The organism is Bradyrhizobium australiense (assembly GCF_013114825.1).
GTDB classification, from domain to species: domain Bacteria; phylum Pseudomonadota; class Alphaproteobacteria; order Rhizobiales; family Xanthobacteraceae; genus Bradyrhizobium; species Bradyrhizobium australiense.
In genome coordinates, this window is sequence record NZ_JAAVLX010000001.1 from 43,911 (window position 1) to 58,693 (window position 14,783).

The 14,783-nt window shown below is 59.4% G+C and carries 14 protein-coding genes and 2 pseudogenes; 8 read left to right on the top strand and 8 right to left on the bottom strand.

What is annotated here, in order from left to right:
- Positions 1–1,062: 1,062 nt before the first annotated feature.
- A complete protein-coding gene (locus tag HCN58_RS00180) occupies positions 1,063–1,299 on the top strand; it encodes a PepSY domain-containing protein (RefSeq protein WP_171577384.1) in 237 nt (78 codons plus the stop codon).
- Between the two features lie 157 nt (positions 1,300–1,456).
- On the opposite strand, the gene HCN58_RS00185 is transcribed toward HCN58_RS00180, so the two are convergent.
- The 4 genes from HCN58_RS00185 to HCN58_RS00200 all read right to left on the bottom strand — a co-directional run bounded on the left by HCN58_RS00185 (position 1,457) and on the right by HCN58_RS00200 (position 4,015).
- Positions 1,457–1,921, bottom strand: a complete 465-nt coding sequence (locus HCN58_RS00185; protein ID WP_171577385.1) for a chromate resistance protein ChrB domain-containing protein — start codon at positions 1,919–1,921, stop codon at positions 1,457–1,459.
- Between the two features lie 33 nt (positions 1,922–1,954).
- Positions 1,955–2,698, bottom strand: coding sequence for a YncE family protein (locus HCN58_RS00190; RefSeq protein WP_171577386.1), 744 nt, complete (start codon positions 2,696–2,698; stop codon positions 1,955–1,957).
- Between the two features lie 353 nt (positions 2,699–3,051).
- Positions 3,052–3,744 (bottom strand): glutathione S-transferase family protein, encoded by a 693-nt coding sequence (locus tag HCN58_RS00195; RefSeq protein WP_171577387.1) that lies wholly within the window; start codon positions 3,742–3,744, stop codon positions 3,052–3,054.
- Positions 3,745–3,766: 22 nt separating this feature from the next.
- The gene (locus HCN58_RS00200; protein ID WP_171577354.1) at positions 3,767–4,015 is read right to left on the bottom strand and encodes a DUF1127 domain-containing protein; all 249 of its coding nucleotides are present in this window, start codon (positions 4,013–4,015) and stop codon (positions 3,767–3,769) included.
- Positions 4,016–4,133: 118 nt separating this feature from the next.
- On the opposite strand from HCN58_RS00200, the gene HCN58_RS00205 reads away from it, so the two are divergent.
- Positions 4,134–5,078 carry a transcriptional regulator GcvA gene (locus tag HCN58_RS00205; protein WP_171577388.1) on the top strand — a complete coding sequence of 315 codons (945 nt, stop codon included), beginning with the start codon at positions 4,134–4,136 and terminating at the stop codon, positions 5,076–5,078.
- Between the two features lie 206 nt (positions 5,079–5,284).
- Here HCN58_RS00205 and HCN58_RS37310 read toward each other — a convergent pair.
- Positions 5,285–5,750 (bottom strand): annotated as a pseudogene (locus tag HCN58_RS37310) (chromate transporter).
- Between the two features lie 39 nt (positions 5,751–5,789).
- Positions 5,790–6,272, bottom strand: coding sequence for a hypothetical protein (locus HCN58_RS37315; RefSeq protein WP_376701128.1), 483 nt, complete (start codon positions 6,270–6,272; stop codon positions 5,790–5,792).
- A 670-nt stretch (positions 6,273–6,942) separates the two neighbouring features.
- Between HCN58_RS37315 and HCN58_RS00215 the strand changes: the two genes are divergently transcribed.
- The 5 genes from HCN58_RS00215 to HCN58_RS00235 all read left to right on the top strand — a co-directional run bounded on the left by HCN58_RS00215 (position 6,943) and on the right by HCN58_RS00235 (position 11,189).
- Positions 6,943–7,710 (top strand): LamG domain-containing protein, encoded by a 768-nt coding sequence (locus HCN58_RS00215; RefSeq protein ID WP_171577389.1) that lies wholly within the window; start codon positions 6,943–6,945, stop codon positions 7,708–7,710.
- Between the two features lie 71 nt (positions 7,711–7,781).
- On the top strand, positions 7,782–8,354 hold the full coding sequence (locus HCN58_RS00220; protein ID WP_171577962.1) for a c-type cytochrome: 573 nt from the start codon (positions 7,782–7,784) through the stop codon (positions 8,352–8,354).
- A 12-nt stretch (positions 8,355–8,366) separates the two neighbouring features.
- On the top strand, positions 8,367–9,104 hold the full coding sequence (locus tag HCN58_RS00225) for an ABC transporter ATP-binding protein (protein WP_171577390.1): 738 nt from the start codon (positions 8,367–8,369) through the stop codon (positions 9,102–9,104).
- On the top strand, positions 9,091–10,473 hold the full coding sequence (locus HCN58_RS00230) for an ABC transporter permease subunit (RefSeq protein WP_171577391.1): 1,383 nt from the start codon (positions 9,091–9,093) through the stop codon (positions 10,471–10,473). The genes HCN58_RS00225 and HCN58_RS00230 overlap by 14 nt, the downstream gene beginning before the upstream one ends.
- Complete coding sequence (locus HCN58_RS00235) at positions 10,470–11,189, top strand: LamG domain-containing protein (RefSeq protein ID WP_235983280.1); 720 nt, start codon at positions 10,470–10,472, stop codon at positions 11,187–11,189. Before HCN58_RS00230 ends, HCN58_RS00235 begins: the two co-directional genes overlap by 4 nt.
- A gap of 391 nt (positions 11,190–11,580) precedes the next feature.
- Here HCN58_RS00235 and HCN58_RS00240 read toward each other — a convergent pair whose 3' ends face one another.
- The gene (locus HCN58_RS00240; protein WP_171577392.1) at positions 11,581–12,057 is read right to left on the bottom strand and encodes a hypothetical protein; all 477 of its coding nucleotides are present in this window, start codon (positions 12,055–12,057) and stop codon (positions 11,581–11,583) included.
- Positions 12,058–12,700: 643 nt separating this feature from the next.
- Between HCN58_RS00240 and HCN58_RS00245 the strand changes: the two genes are divergently transcribed.
- Entirely contained in the window at positions 12,701–13,207 is a 507-nt protein-coding gene (locus HCN58_RS00245; protein ID WP_171577393.1) for a P-loop nucleotide/nucleoside kinase family protein, read from the top strand.
- Between the two features lie 216 nt (positions 13,208–13,423).
- On the opposite strand, the pseudogene HCN58_RS00250 reads toward HCN58_RS00245, so the two are convergent.
- Positions 13,424–14,284 (bottom strand): annotated as a pseudogene (locus tag HCN58_RS00250) (adenylate/guanylate cyclase domain-containing protein); the annotation flags it as partial.
- Positions 14,285–14,783: the final 499 nt, after the last annotated feature.

Consider the following 14,783-nt stretch of genomic DNA (forward strand, 5'->3'; position numbering starts at 1 on the left):
ACGTGCTCAAGATATCAGCAATTGAGAGGAGAGTCTTCCAAAACATATGTTGATTTGCGGGCGTAGCCCCAGTGGACTGGATCGTGAGCGGATTAACTGCGCGTTCAGCCTGCTGTCGGCACTCTTCCGCCTGGGCGCCGAACCTTGCGATGTCTTGGTCCGACATACCCTCCGGATGCTCAGTGACGATGTCTATTTCAATGCTCACTCGGGCCGCTGCAGGCCGGGGACCGTAGCCGCTCGCTCTGTGTGAGGCCGTCGGAGATCTTGCGCCGAGTCCGGGTGCGAGGGATGGTTCGGCGGAGTGTCCTGCGTCTGGACAGTTCCGGAAACCTTTCCATCCACCCGCCACGCGGTACGGTCTGGTCGGAGTGAAGAGGTTGCGGTCGTCGGTACGGTGCGGCTTGAATTGGAGCACAGGTGCGGCACGCGCAACGATGCGCTCGACCAGCGTGGGTGCGAGCTTAAGCGCGACGCTCAGCATGTGACCTGACGCTACAACAATGACCTCGCGGCGTGGCCGCTCAGAGAGGCTCACGATAGTCGGCGCCACGCGCTCGGCCGCTACACGGAGAGATCGAGCGCGCCTGCCGCGCGAATCCGTTGCCGAGCTTGCTGTAAATGGCGTCCACCGCCCACGGCGGAACCAGACGGATGTGGATGCCGGGCACCTGCTCGAACTCCTGCCGCAGGCAGGCGGTGAAGCCCCGAATGGCGAACTTGGTCGCGACATAAGCACCGACCAGAGGCCCGCCATCATACCCAGTAGCGAATCCGTGTTCATGACGATACCGCGATCACCTTGTGTCCGAAACTGTGACAGGAGATGATGCCGCTCCCTTCCTGCGGAATAGGTCAGGCCCGAGACAGACTGCGCCTCAAGGTGCTATTTCATGCAAGCCGCTCCAAGCGAAACGGCGCTGGCACGAGAACCCTGAGATCATGCGCGGCATCGGCTATTCGGCTTGGGGGCTCGGGTAAGCCGGCAGTAGCAACGGAGGAGTGGGCCACGACGTCACTCACGTAAATTCCGGCGAGGTCCGCTGAAACAGGAGGACAATCATGTCGACGCGAGCAGTCTCTCAAGCAGTCCTTTGGTGTCTGACGATCGCTGGCATGGTCTCGCCTGCCCATGCTCTGACCCAGGAGGAGCTGATAGCCAAACTTGAAGCCGCGGGCTATTCGCAAGTCCGGGACATCAAGTCCACGGCCGAAGGTATCGCGGTCAAGGCGACGAAAGACGGTAAGGACGTTTCCCTCGTCGTCGACAGCAGCGGCCAAGTCAAGGAGCGGAAGTAGAATTGGGTTCGCCAAGGTGAGGTGACGTCTTTCGCTGAGCATCTGCCGCATGCGTCACCTCGTCCTGGCGATTCAACCCGATTACGCGCCAGCTTACGCATGATCGGGTGCGTTCGGCATTTCAGGCGGCTCGCGTGCGGTCCGCGACAGGCCAGAATCAATCCGCAAACTGCCCCGCCGGCTTGCCACGCTGTACCATTTTCTGGGCGTAGGCGTAGAGCGCGTCATAGACGATCCACTCAGCGGCGTTTAGCGCATGATCGTCTTTGTAGCCGAGATGCCGGAAACCTTCGGCCAAAGCCTGCAGCCCGGGTCCTTCGGCCTGATGGTAAAGCGTATTGTCGGTATCGGCGCCGTTCACGATCCTGCCGAGCAGCACAAGCGCGGGATCGCCCGTCAGCTTGTATTTCTTCAGGATCGCTTCGAACGAACACTCCTTGCCGTGGTGGCCGAGCTCGACGTCCTTGACGTCGTAAGGAATGGCATCCAGCCGCTTTGCCTCGGCCATCACCTTGTCGGCCGGCGCAAAGATGAATTCTGCATCCTTGTCGACAAATTTCTTGATCAGCCAAGGGCAGGCAACGCGGTCGACTTTGACGTGTTCTCGGGTAATCCACTTCATCTGGTCCTCCTGTTCTAGTTTGCATTCGACAGATCAGGCATCCGCCAGAACGAGAATTCCGCCGTGCTTGGGTGAGATGACGTAGAGCTGATCCGGTATAACCAGCGCCGTCGTGTGTGCTCCGCCACCTGTTATCGTCTGGATAGCAGTGCCGGTTCGTGGATCGATAGTTTCGACCAGTCCAGGCTCGCCGATCGCCACGTGAACGCGGCCGGTGGCGGGATTGAAGAAAGTCACATCCGGCGCGCCGGCGATCGACCAGACATTGGCGACCTCGCCGGAGGTGCTGTCGAGCTCGACCAGTGCACCGTCGTCGCAGGCGGCGTAGAGGCGACCACGCGAATGGTCGATGTCAAGACCGTGAGCTCCGCCGGATGGAAGCCTCCATTCCGCGATCTGGCTCAAGTCGGGCAGGCCGGCAACCAGCACCATCGACGGCTCACGGATGCAGAGGAATATCCGCTTCGCTTCCGCATCGGTCACGCACCATCGCGGCCGGCCCGGCAAATCGATCGACACCTGCTTGTGATCGCTCAGCCCGAATGCGTGCAAGCTGGGAGTTTCGCGCTCATCGCCGATGCACGCCACGATCCCAAGCGAACGGCGTTTGACGATCGCAGCACCGTTCGGCCGCGCACCGGTTTTGAGCACGGCCTTGGTCTCGAAAGTAGCAGCGTCCACCCAGGCCAAGTTTGCGGAGCCGCGGTTGGTGACGAGGATTTCACCTTCGTCGGCGACCGCGCCAGCTACGCCCGAAAATCCCGGGAGCGTTGCCACGTGCTTACCCGCGTCGTGATCGATAACTTCGACCGTGCTGCGCGCTGTATGCGCAACGAAAACGCGCCGGGTCCTGGGATCAAATGCGGCGTGATCGAAGGCGCTGTCCGCAGCGTTAGGAATTTTGATAATACCAAGGCTCTTCAGCGGCATGGCGACCTCACGTCGCTATGCAGCCAAGCGCGGGCAATCCGCCTGGTGGATCGAATGGAATTCCGTCCATGTGCAATCTCCTCGAAATTCGAGAGTTGCACAGTGCTTGGACGGGTTGGCCGTCTGGCGGGGAGTCTGTGTTTCCCCGTAGTGTCAGATTAGGCCTTGCAAGGAGTTCCGGCAAGGCCGGATCTGCATGGTCAGTATTTTGGGCGGTGTGAGTTCGCCCATTCGCGGGCATGCGGAATGGGCTCGCGTGGCGGCAGAATCTCGCGCAGCTTTCGCGTGGCCGGCAAGCTTTCCATGCGCTCCCGCCATTGGCAAAAAGCGGGATACTTCGGGTAGATGGCCCTGCCTTCTTCGGTCAAGCTGAAGGCAAACGTGCTCGGCAAAAGAAAAAAGTCGGCGATTGTGAGTTCTGGACCGAGCAGATAGTCGTGGCCATGCCCAAGGGTGCGCTCCACGACCGCAAGGGCCGTTTCGACATTTGGCAGCGCATGCGCCACAACCTTTTCGTCGGAGGCGATCCCGAGTTCGGGAAAAACCAGCCTTTCGTGGGTCACGTGGTAGATCATGTAGGGGTAATAGTAGGAATTGACCGCGCTGATCCACTGGTTCATGCGCGCCCGCTCGCGAGCATCCTGCGGTGTCAACCGCGGTCCGCCAAATGCTTCATCCACATAGGAGGCTATCGCGCTGGTCTCGTAGACCGTCAAGTCGTCGTGCTTGAGAATCGGAACGCGGTTGAATGGATGCAGCATCAAGTGTTCGCGCTGACCCATCACAGGTTCGAGGTCGTGAAAGCTGTAGGCCACGTCCTTGTGCGTCAAGATCAGGCGAACAATGTTGACATAAGTGCTTCGCGGGAAGCCGTAGACAATTGGATCTCCCATTGTTTCCTCCTCGGTGCCGCTGCTATCGCCAGAATGGTTTGGCGGCTTCCTCCAGGGCCTGCTCGCGGGTCAGGCCGATGTCGGCAAGCAGATGTTTGTCCTCGGCAAGCTCGCGGAGCGCCCCGCGCAGCCTGCGCCGGGCCGCAGAGCCAGACCATCGGCGCCATCCAACAGCCCGGCCCGCTCCGGAATTTGATTGATGAAGTCGGGTGGGAGGGTCGTCCGCCGGAATGAACTGAAACGAGAAGGGATCGGTGATCAAGGTTGACATCGACAAGCTCCAAATCTCATGAAATGCTGCATTGGAGCTTTCCAATAATGTCAGCGGGCGGTTGCCCGCAAAGCATCGTTTCTCTTGCTTGGCCTAGTTTTTCTCATGATCTCCTAAGATGCGCCCACGTCTGCCGCCATTGAATGCCCTGAAAGCCTTCGAGGCCGCAGCGCGCCATGAGAGTTTTACACGCGCTGCCGAAGAGCTGTGCGTTACCCAAGGCGCGGTGAGCCATCAGGTGAAGGCCCTCGAAGCCGAACTTGCCATCAAGCTCTTCAACCGCGAACGCCAGCGCCTCATCATCACGGAAGCGGGCAAGGACTACCTCAATATTGTGCGCGATGCGTTCGACCGCATCGCCCTCGGCACCGAGCGGCTTCTGCAGCGTCAGAATGCCGGCGTCCTGACCGTCAGCACTTCGCCGGATTTCGCCGCGAAGTGGCTGGTGCATCGGCTTGGCCACTTTGCCGAGGCGCATCCGGGCATCGATTTGCGGGTTTCTGCGACGCTGCATCACGTCGACTTCGCACGGGAGGAGGTCGACATGGCCGTACGTCACGGCGACGGCAACTGGCCTGGGCTCGACACCGTCCGTTTGTGTGCAGAGCAGCTCTTTGTCGTGTGCAGTCCGAAGCTATTGTCTGGCCGACGGCGCCTCAGCAAACCCGCTGACATCCTCAATTTTCCATTGCTCCACCTGGATAGCCGGGCCGATTGGACAAATTGGCTGCAGGCCCTAGGTCTTGACAGCGCCGACGTTACGCACGGCCCCGTGCTGAACCGCGCAAGTATGGTGATCGACGCAGCGATCAACGGCCAGGGTGTCGCGCTCGCCCGCACGACGCTGGCGGCCTGGGACATTATCAACGGACGGCTGGTGCAGCCGTTCGAAGAATCGCTGCGCCTTTCCAGGACCTACTGGATCGTTTGTCCGAAGGCGACTGCGACACTGCCGAAGATCGCGACGTTCCGCGATTGGCTGCTCGCGGAGGGGGCGAGCGATCTGCGCCAGCTGAAGAAGCGCGGCTGCACATTGCGGCCAATGAGAGAGAAGGGTGACTGATTTGGAAGCCTTCTCTCGCATTGTTGCGGTCCAGTTTTCGGCGAATGCAAGATCATCAGAGGACTCCCACGAAGTACAAAACGATACACGCCGCGCAGCAACCCGCGAGTGTCGGAAACATGGCCGACCCTGAAACGGAAGATTGCGACGGCCGCGGCAACGGACGGCACCATCGTCCACGGATCCACGCTCGAAAGCTTCGGGCATCAAAGCTGAAGAGAAGCCCGCGGACTGGGATCGTCTCGCGAAATAAGGTGTGAATCGCGAATGGCGAGATTGAGCACGACGCCGACTACCGCCGCACTAATCGCGGACAATGCACCGTTTAGCGCCTTGTTGCCATGCAACACCTCGACAGATGGTGCACCGAGGAAAATCCACAGGAAGCAGGGCGTGAAGGTGACCCAGGTCGCCAGCAATCCCCCAACGTCCCCGCCACGAGAGGAGACAATGTACCAGGATCTTGGTAGGCAGCATGAACCCAACGAACTGCAATACCATGATGAGCGGGCCCGCTGTCGTCTCCGCCCTGCCGAGGCCATCTAGCATTTCGCCTGGTTGCAGCCAATGGTAATGCTCGACCGCACCCTGCATAGGCGAGAATGGCATAAGCCCCTTCGAACGTGACCACTGCCATCTTGCTGAAGAAGACGGCGATGTCGCTGAAGACATTGCCCGTACTAAGCGTGGCAAGAATGGCAATGACCGGAATCAGCCAAAGGGCAAGCCAAACGGCCAAAACTGACAATGCTCGTGCAAGCGTGGGACGAGCGTGCTCGGGGAGTTCATCGCCGAGAAGACTCGGTTCGTCGCTGTGCTTGCCTCCGGATGAACCGTAGCCGCCGTTGCTCTTGAAGACCTCGGCGCCACTAGCAGCAGCGATGAAGCAAGCAGTGCCGCACCGAGAACAATCAGCGGAAACGGGAGGGCCAAGAAGATGCCGATGAATGCCGCGGCAACGAGCAGGCGCAGGGCGTTGTTGTTCAGCGCACGTTTGCCGATGCGAACCACGGCGGGATGTTTTCTGCTGTAGATATTGTGACCTGCGGTTCTCTTGGTCCTGGCGCTCCCGCGCAGTTCTGGCTTTTCCGCTTGGATGTGACTTCCAGGCCTAAAGGGCGTCGAGAGGCAGTTTGGGCCCGACGCATCCCGCGTCACGAACCAGGAAAGCCGTCCTTCTGATTTCGCGTACATGGCTGCAATACGTTAGGAGCGGACGGTCGGCTCGAATTTCGCGCGATGATTGGAATACGCCGCGACAGAGCACGTTTTGGCAGCGAAGCGCATTTTGCCAAATGACGCGCATCGCTACGCGAGGGACCGCGCCCCGGCGTGCAAAAGCTCGGTGAGGAGATGCAGAGAGAGCCCATTCTTCCACGCGCAACCTTCTCGAGAAATCGAGCGCCGCACAGTACTTGGGCGGAATGCCGTCTAACCGGGAGACTGCTTGCCCCCGTACGACGAATGTTAGTGGTCCTTCCTTTCCAACGCAAGCATTGCGGAATGCCACGACTGATCTGTGCAAGCGTAGTGTCCGCGAAGCCTAGGTGGAAAAATGCAATGGTGGGCAGCGAAGAAGGCCCCATCTGAATGGGAGCCAGGGGCAGCATCTGGGTGACACCAGCATAGAACGACAGCCCAGCCACATCGATTCCGACGTCGCCCGCTTAGCTCGGCAAGGGTGCTAGGCTCTCCGCTGAACGAAATCCGTTTCACAGAAGTATGATCACCTGCTCCACCTTGCTGCGCAGGTTCCAATTGACAGGCTGATGTCACCTAGCGATACGTGCAGGCATGGGGAAGCGATCTCCCCGTTAGGCGACATGCCCAAGAATCGCGTCCGGTTTTATGTGAAGGACGCAGCATGCCCGCCGTTAGCTTTCGCCTTGCAGGATGGATTCGACGTGATTGGCGCGCTCCACATGTAGGGCATCGTCACTGGACTGCGGCTGCGCTGACGGTGACTATTGGCCTGTTCGCTTCACCGATTTCAGTGTCCCAAACCCTCGATCTGTCGCGCAAGCCGGTCGGTAGCGCACCGCAAGGTTTTGAATTCTGGCGCGAAGGCGAGCCCGATCCCAATCATTGGGCCACCATACGTCAGGCCACCACGGACAGCAGCGTCTCGATCCAGCAGTCCGGCGCCGATCGCGCGGCGCGGACGCTTCTGGCGATCTATAGGCCGCTATGGGCGGTGAATGCCAAGATCAGCGTGCAGTTCAAGCTGATTGATGGGTCGAAGCCGAGCGCCGGCATTGCAGTTCGGCTGACCAGTCCGAATGACTACTACCTTGTGCGTGTCAGCGCATTTGAGCAGCGCCTATCGTTGCTCCATGTCGTCGACGGAACGTCTGAAGAGATTGCCGATGTCGACGCGGATGTTACGCCGAATCATTGGCAAAGCTTGGAAGTGATCGTCAATGGCAACAGTTTCAAGGTTTCGTTGGATGGCCAATGGGTGTTGACGGGCTTCGATTACAGCAAGCCTGCAATTGGACAGTTCGGAGTGTGGGCCGAACGATACGACGTCACTCGCTTCAATCAAATTGAGATTTCACCGCTCACTTACGCAAGCAACCAGGACCTGCGGGGCAGGAGGGGAGGGCAGGATAGCGATGGAGGAGACGAGTGATCTTCGCGACCAATCAACAACAGAGGCCTGTCAGGCTCCGGAACAATGTTCGTCGGTGCTTTCCGGCGGCGATTGCTCTCGCTGCGTGGGCATTTGCGAACGTCAGCGCGGCTGCCGCGGACGCAGGCGCGGGAAAGGTGAAGGCCGAAGGCTGCGTCGGCTGCCACGGCGAGAACGGTGTCTCGGAAATCGAGAGCACGCCTTCGCTGGCCGGGCAATCGGATGCGTTCATCCAGTGGCAATTGGTGTTCTTTCGCAGCGGTGCTCGCAAGAACGAGGTCATGAGCCCGATCGCAGAACAGCTCAGTAATGAGGACATTCGCGATCTCGGCGCCTATTTCGCCTCGCTTAAGCCTTCCGATCATTCGCAGGATAGAGCGCCTGATAACCAGCCTCAACTGACGGAAGCAGGAAAGAACGCCGTAGCGGCCAGCCGGTGCGCTTCCTGCCACGGCGACGATTTCGCCGGCAACAAGGCTACGGCTCGAATTGCCGGACAACGCGAGGAGTACATCGCCAAGGCGCTGCACGATTACAAATCCGGCGCGCGATCGGGAGGTGGTGTGGCTGCAATGGCCGAGATTGCTTACCCCTTAACTGAGCAGGAAATTTCGGCGCTGGCTCACTATCTCGCGCGGCTTTGAGGTTGGCGGCCCATGTCCCCCATAGAGTTCGCTGAAAAGAGTTCTGTTCCGCTGTTGTGCATCAATGCTCTGACGAAGCGCTACGGGCAGGAGCGTGCCATTGATCGGGTGACATTCTCTGTTCTTCCGAACGAAGTTCTCGGCGTTATTGGGCCGAATGGCGCCGGCAAGACCACGCTGATGGAAACGGCCGTAGGTCTGCTTGCTGCTGATTCTGGAGAGCTTCTCTGGCGTGGCGAGCGGTTGCTGGCCTCGCGGCGCCGCGGCCTGCTGTTTTATTTGCCGGATGGGGTGCGTCCATATCAGGACCAGTTGACCGCTGAAGTGATCTCCTTTTTTGCGAGCGTTTATCGACGCTCCGCAGCTGAAATCGATGAAACCTTGACCTCTGTCGGGTTGAAACCGGTTCTTCATAAGCGTGTTCATACTTTATCGAAAGGGTACAATCGCCGCCTCTTGCTCGCGCTCGGACTGTTGACGCCGCACGAACTGGTCCTGATGGACGAGCCGTTCGACGGTTTCGATCTCAGGCAGACCCGCGACATCATCGGCGTGCTACGCCATCACGCTCAACGCGGGCGGACGTTTGTTCTGGCCATTCACCAATTGGCGGACGCTGAGCGGGTTTGTGACCGCTTCGTTCTGCTCGCAGACGGCCAAATTCGCGGCCTGGGTACCCTGGACGAACTGCGGGCAGAAACCTCACTGCCGAACGGATCTCTGGAGGATATCTTCCTTGCGCTCACCTAAGCCATATGATGCACAGGCTGCGCCCCTGCGACCGCTACTCGCAAAGGAAATCCGCGAGATCGTCAGCGGCCGCTCGCTCTGGACGATGTTGCTGCTGTTATGTCCGCTGATCGGCTACAGCTTCTTCCAGGCGGTGTCGCTCTATAGCGAGTCAAGTTCGGCGGCACTGCAATCGCCTGTCCTTGCGAACAGCCTGTCGCCGCTTGACGGCATTTTGGTGCCCACACTTGGTTCATTCTACGTTGCTGTCACGCTACTGTTTCCCTTTGTGGCCATCCGCGTGTTGGGCCACGAGAAGGAATCGGGAGCACTGCGCCTGCTGGTGCAACTGCCGTATCGCACTCCCACGCTCGTCGTGATGAAGCTCATTGCGGTGGTTCTCGCCTGGCTTCTCGCGAGCATCCCGGCGCTCTCCGCACTGGCCGTGTGGCGTACCCTGGGCGGACACCTCGCGCTCGCCGAAACGTCAAACCTCCTTTTCGGCCATCTGCTTTACGGGACCCTGATCGGTGCGCTTGCGCTATTCGCGGCCTCGATAGCCGAAAGCGCAGCAACTGCCGCTATCATTGCGCTTGCGGTCACGATCGGATCGTGGGTTTTGGATTTCACGGTCGCCGGCCATCCGGGCCTGTTGGCATGGATAGCCCAGTTGTCGTTTACCCAAACCCTGCGCCCCTTCGAGCAAGGGCTCTTGTCCGTTGGACTGGTGCTGGGCATCGCTGGCGTGATCGGTGGGTGCGTTGCACTTGCCAGCGTTTGGTTGCCGCCGGGCATTCCACCGCATCAGAAACTGCGTCGCTCTGCACCGTGCATTCTGGCCATCGCCGCAATTCTCGGCGCGGCCACTCAGGCGGGGTGGTCCGTCGATGTTACGGAAGACCGGCGGAATTCTTTTGCCGCCGCCGACCAGCAACTGCTCGCAACGCTGGGGCTTCCCCTGGTTATCAGAGTGCACCTAGCCGCGGAGGACCCACGCTATGCGGATCTGCAGCGCAATGTGCTATCGAAGCTCGAACGGGCGGCGCCGAAGGTTTCCGTAAGTCTCGTGGGCAGCCGACAGTATCCTGCGACCGGCTCGGGCGAGGAGTCCTACGGTGAAGTCCAGTATGTCTATGGTGGCCGATCCGAAGTCAGCCGCTCGACCAGCCCGCGCGAGATACTGCCGCTGATTTATAGCCTCGCAGGCGTTTCGCAGCCTTCGCCAATGTCTGGGGGCGAATACCCCGGCTATCCGCTGGTAGTCAGCGCTGACGTCACGCTTCTCTGGTTCTTTGGCGCGCTGCCGGTCTTCATCGCGATTTTCTGGTGGTGGAGCCGCCACCCACGTCGATTCGATCGCTCTCTCATGCCCGAAGGAGGTCCATCATGAACAGCAGCAATATGAGGGCAGTCATCTCGGTTATTGCTCTTGCGGCATTGGCTTTACCAGTTCTTGCCGCTCAACCCACAAAGATCGATTTTTCGGACGAGACGGTGGGTGCGGAGCCGAAATCCTTCGTACCGGTTGTGGGCGTCTGGCGGATCGAGAGCGATGCCGGAAAGAAGGTGCTCGTCGTTGACGGGCGGCAGTGGAAGGAAGGGCAATCATCGGCGGGTATCGCCGATAAGGCGCGCGCACTCTACGGCGAACGCTACGCTGAGTTTCTCGATCGTGTTCAGGCTTACGCCTACTTCCCTTACGCAGTCGTGCCCACCGTCGAGAATTTCACGGGCGGCGAGATCACCGTGCGGTTTGAGGGGCTGTCGGGCCGCATCGATCAGGGCGCCGGAATCCTGTTCAATCTCAAACCGAATGGCGACTACCTGACCATCCGAGCCAACTGTCTCGAAAACAACCTCGTTCTGTGGAAGGTCGAAAAGGGCAAGCGCTCCTCCGTCAAATGGGTGCGCAATACGCCGACCGCAACGCGGCAGTGGCACGAACTCAAGGTGCGCATTAACGGCACCAAGGTCGAGGGCTATCTCGACGGCAAGCGCTATCTTGAAGACACGCTGGCACAGCCGGTGTCGGGCCGCATCGGCCTGTGGTCAAAGGCCGACAGCCACATGTACTTCAGTGACTACACCGTCACCGCAGCTGATTGATAACGGCTAGGGACCGAGCCACTTCCGGTTACGAGAGGATCGCTCCGGAGTGGGTCCATCAGGGTGACCAATCAAGTTTCTAGCACAGGACCGAAACCTCCTGCGATTGCACCCACCAGTGCCACCTGCCGGAAAGTGCGTCCAAATGCACGACAGCACGTACCTATAACCACCTTGGCAGGCTAATCGACGATCCGACGCGAAAACATCGGCAGCCCGCAACGATTGTCGACCACGGCCGCTTCCGAGCTGTCCGGTTCCACGCAGCCCAACGCGGACATCGGCCGCGCCGGGCGGAATTAGGCCTGAGGCAGAGGTTGCTCACCAGTTCTGGAGATAACACTGGGTTAGAGCGATCGAAGCCGTTCCAAGTCAATTATAGCTCGCCGAATCAGATTTCGCAGTCGACTGAATTCAAAGCCTTACGCAAGCCACCAAACGCGCTTAGCCGACAGAACTCGGTGTCGGTGCCGGCCTTTGAACGCTCGGAAATGGTAGTTCGCTTGAAATCGGTTGTCTTTGGCTTCGACTTAGGAAGGGCAGCGGTAGTGACTTTCTTTGATTTGGGATTGTGCCGATGGCGGTTGATCACCCTCGGGGACTCTAAAGAGCCGATACTGATGGCTTTCGGCGGCGAAATGCGTTCATCGACCAGAGCAGGCTGCGCTGGCGTCTCGCTGCTCGCAGCGGCAATTTCAAGTCGATCCGCCTTCGCCAACGCACCAGGTGAATCGGAAATGCCTACAGGTGTCTCGGCAAAGGGCTGGACGACCGCTACTGCACTACGTGGTGGAGTTCTGAGTTCCATTGCCGCCAGCACTCCTACACCCAGTGGGATGAGGAGGCCCAACAACACCATTCTCAGCATGATGCTCCTCCGACTAATTAGTGCCGGTGCAAATTCTCCGATTTAATGAGGCAACTCGGCGGCGGCTTCCGTAACAACCGGACCCACGTATAGGGCGTTTGCTAACAAGGTTAACCGCCGGCCGATCCCGCCTTCGACCCACCTCAAATATTAGGCCCTCGCCCGACGGCTGCCTGACATGCCTTTTGATCAATAAGCTGAATTCGGACTTCGGAGGGCTCATTTGACAGGCTAGGGCGTGGAACGGCGACTGGCGGCGGTGCTGGCGGAGGATGTCGCCGGGTGTACGCGCGCCGACGAAGTTATCGATTGAGACGATGCAATGTCCGCTTCCAACCGTACGCCGAACAGGAGGTCCAGCTGTTGCTAATCGGGCCACGCGGCGTTCTTAACACGGGCCATGAAGGCGGCCGTCGTACCGCCGAGAATGATATTTGGATTACGACCGTCAAAGTCGTTATTGGCCCTAAGCCGAACAAGGCTCGGCCGTCGGCATGTCGCCTAGCCGCTGCAGACCGGACACCGTTCCTCGCCTCGTCCCACTGCCGCTTTTGACCCGTCGCGGACTTGGCGGTTCACATGGGAATAAGGATGAAAGGGAGCTAATTTGGGCCCTGCCTAATTGAGAGAAGTAGGGGGTGCAATGGCAGAACTCATCGCACTGGCTGGCTTGCCCGGGGTCGGCAAGTCAAGCATCGCGCGGCATCTGGCGCGGCGTTCCGGCGCCGTCTGGCTACGGATCGACTCGATGGATCAGGCAATCTGGGCATCGGGTACGGCGCCGAGCGATCTCTTCGACTGGAGTTATCGAGCAGCCCAAGCGATCGCTGCCGACAACTTAGCCCTCGGTTTCGACGTAATAGCGGACTGTGTAAACGATTGCCAGGAGGCACGCGAAGGTTGGGAAACGGCTGCGCAACGTACCGGAGCCGAAATTAAATGGCTCGAAGTGATCTGTAGCGATCTTGTCGAGCACCGTCGGAGAATTGAGACAAGATCAACCGATATCATGGGACTGGCTTTGCCTGACTGGGATGCAGTTGCCGTCCGCGCCTACGACAAGTGGAATCGGGATCGCCTCATTGTCGATACAGCACATCGCAGTTTGGAGGTATGCGTAGACGAGGCGTTCGATCTCTTACGTAGGTGACAGCCGCTTTTGGCCCCCAAGCAGAACAGCGCTTAAGCGGTTGTCTTGTCGGCTGGTAGAGGCAAACCGGAAGCCGGTCCATGCTCGCCTCCACCGCCGCTTGTGACCCCTAAGCGACATCACCCTTCCGGCACGCCGGCCGTGCACATAGCATCCCGAATACGTTTGCCTCCAGCTCGGAAGGTTGGATGGTCGCTTAGCCGCCGCATGCGGCGGATCGTAAACGTGGGGTCGAGCGTCAAGCCGGTTGCCGCTACGTTGCACCGACCCTTCGAGCACGTAACGAATATTCAACTCCCGCCCGACCTGCCGAACGTCTACTGACCTCCCCTTATATGAGAAGGCGGTGTTGCGGGCGATGACGAACGTGCCACCGATGCGCGAAAGGTCCGTGGTTAGACTCTCAGTCACGCCATCGACAAAGTAGTCCTGCTTGGGGTCACCACTGAGATTGGCGAAAGGCAGCACAACGATGGAAAGACGAGGCGGCGAAAGCGGGCCCTGCCTTGCGCACTCAACCTCTGTCGCCGAGCTTGGCCCATCCCGGACCAGTGCATAGGTCCGGACCGGAAGGGTGATGTTTTTGAGGTTCTGCTCGCCCAGATCAGCGAACTCAATGCCGGCTTTGCCTCGGACGTGATCATACGCGGAAGACGAGATGCAGATACCACCTGGCTCTGCGATGCCTTCAAGCCGCGCCGCAATGTTTACACCGTCCCCAAAGATGTCATGCGGCTCGACAATTACGTCGCCTATATTGATGCCCACCCGGAAGGCAATGCGATTGTCTTCCGCCTCATCGATCGTAAGTTCGTGAGTGCGGGTCTGGAACTGCATCACAGCTCGAACCGCCTCTACCGCGCTCGCAAACTCCGCCAAGAACCCATCACCTGTGTTCTTCACGATCCGGCCACCGTGCTCTGCGATTGCGGGGTAGACAGCCTCCATTAGGAGCGCCCTCAGCTTGGCGTGCGTAGCCTCTTCGTCATGGTGCATGAGCCGCGAATAGCCCGCCACGTCGGCGGCCAATATCGCCGACAATCTACGCTCGATCCGGGGCGGCCGCTCTTGCACCATGACCTGCAGACCTTTCGACCTGCACGTTCTACGATAAATCCGGCCGCCGCGCCACGACCGCTGAAGCGGGATGACAAGTTGGCGTGGATCGTCCGAAGATGACAATGGTGGCGGCTCCATCAATCGGAACGGCCCCAACTAGTTGTCCCGTTGAGCCCTAAAGAACCCGGGCGTTCTCATAAGACATCTTCGCCCATTGCTCAGCTATCCCAGATGAGGTGATGGCGCCTGTTGGCCCAAAACGCACTTGCCGAGGCGAGCTGATGATGTCGGCTCTCGAGTGCAAAACTGACATCCCGTCCTGGCGCCAACAACTACCGAATTTGACCCAAACCCGACATTGCCGCCGCGGACATCAAGGTTGCGGCCGCGCCCCGTGGCCGTGGGAAACATCGACGACAGGCAATTCGAGCCTGATCATTTTCATCCGGAAGCATATTCCAAGGCGACGACGTCCGATAAGATCATCGCCGGGTCGGGCGAACTCGGCCCTCGTAAA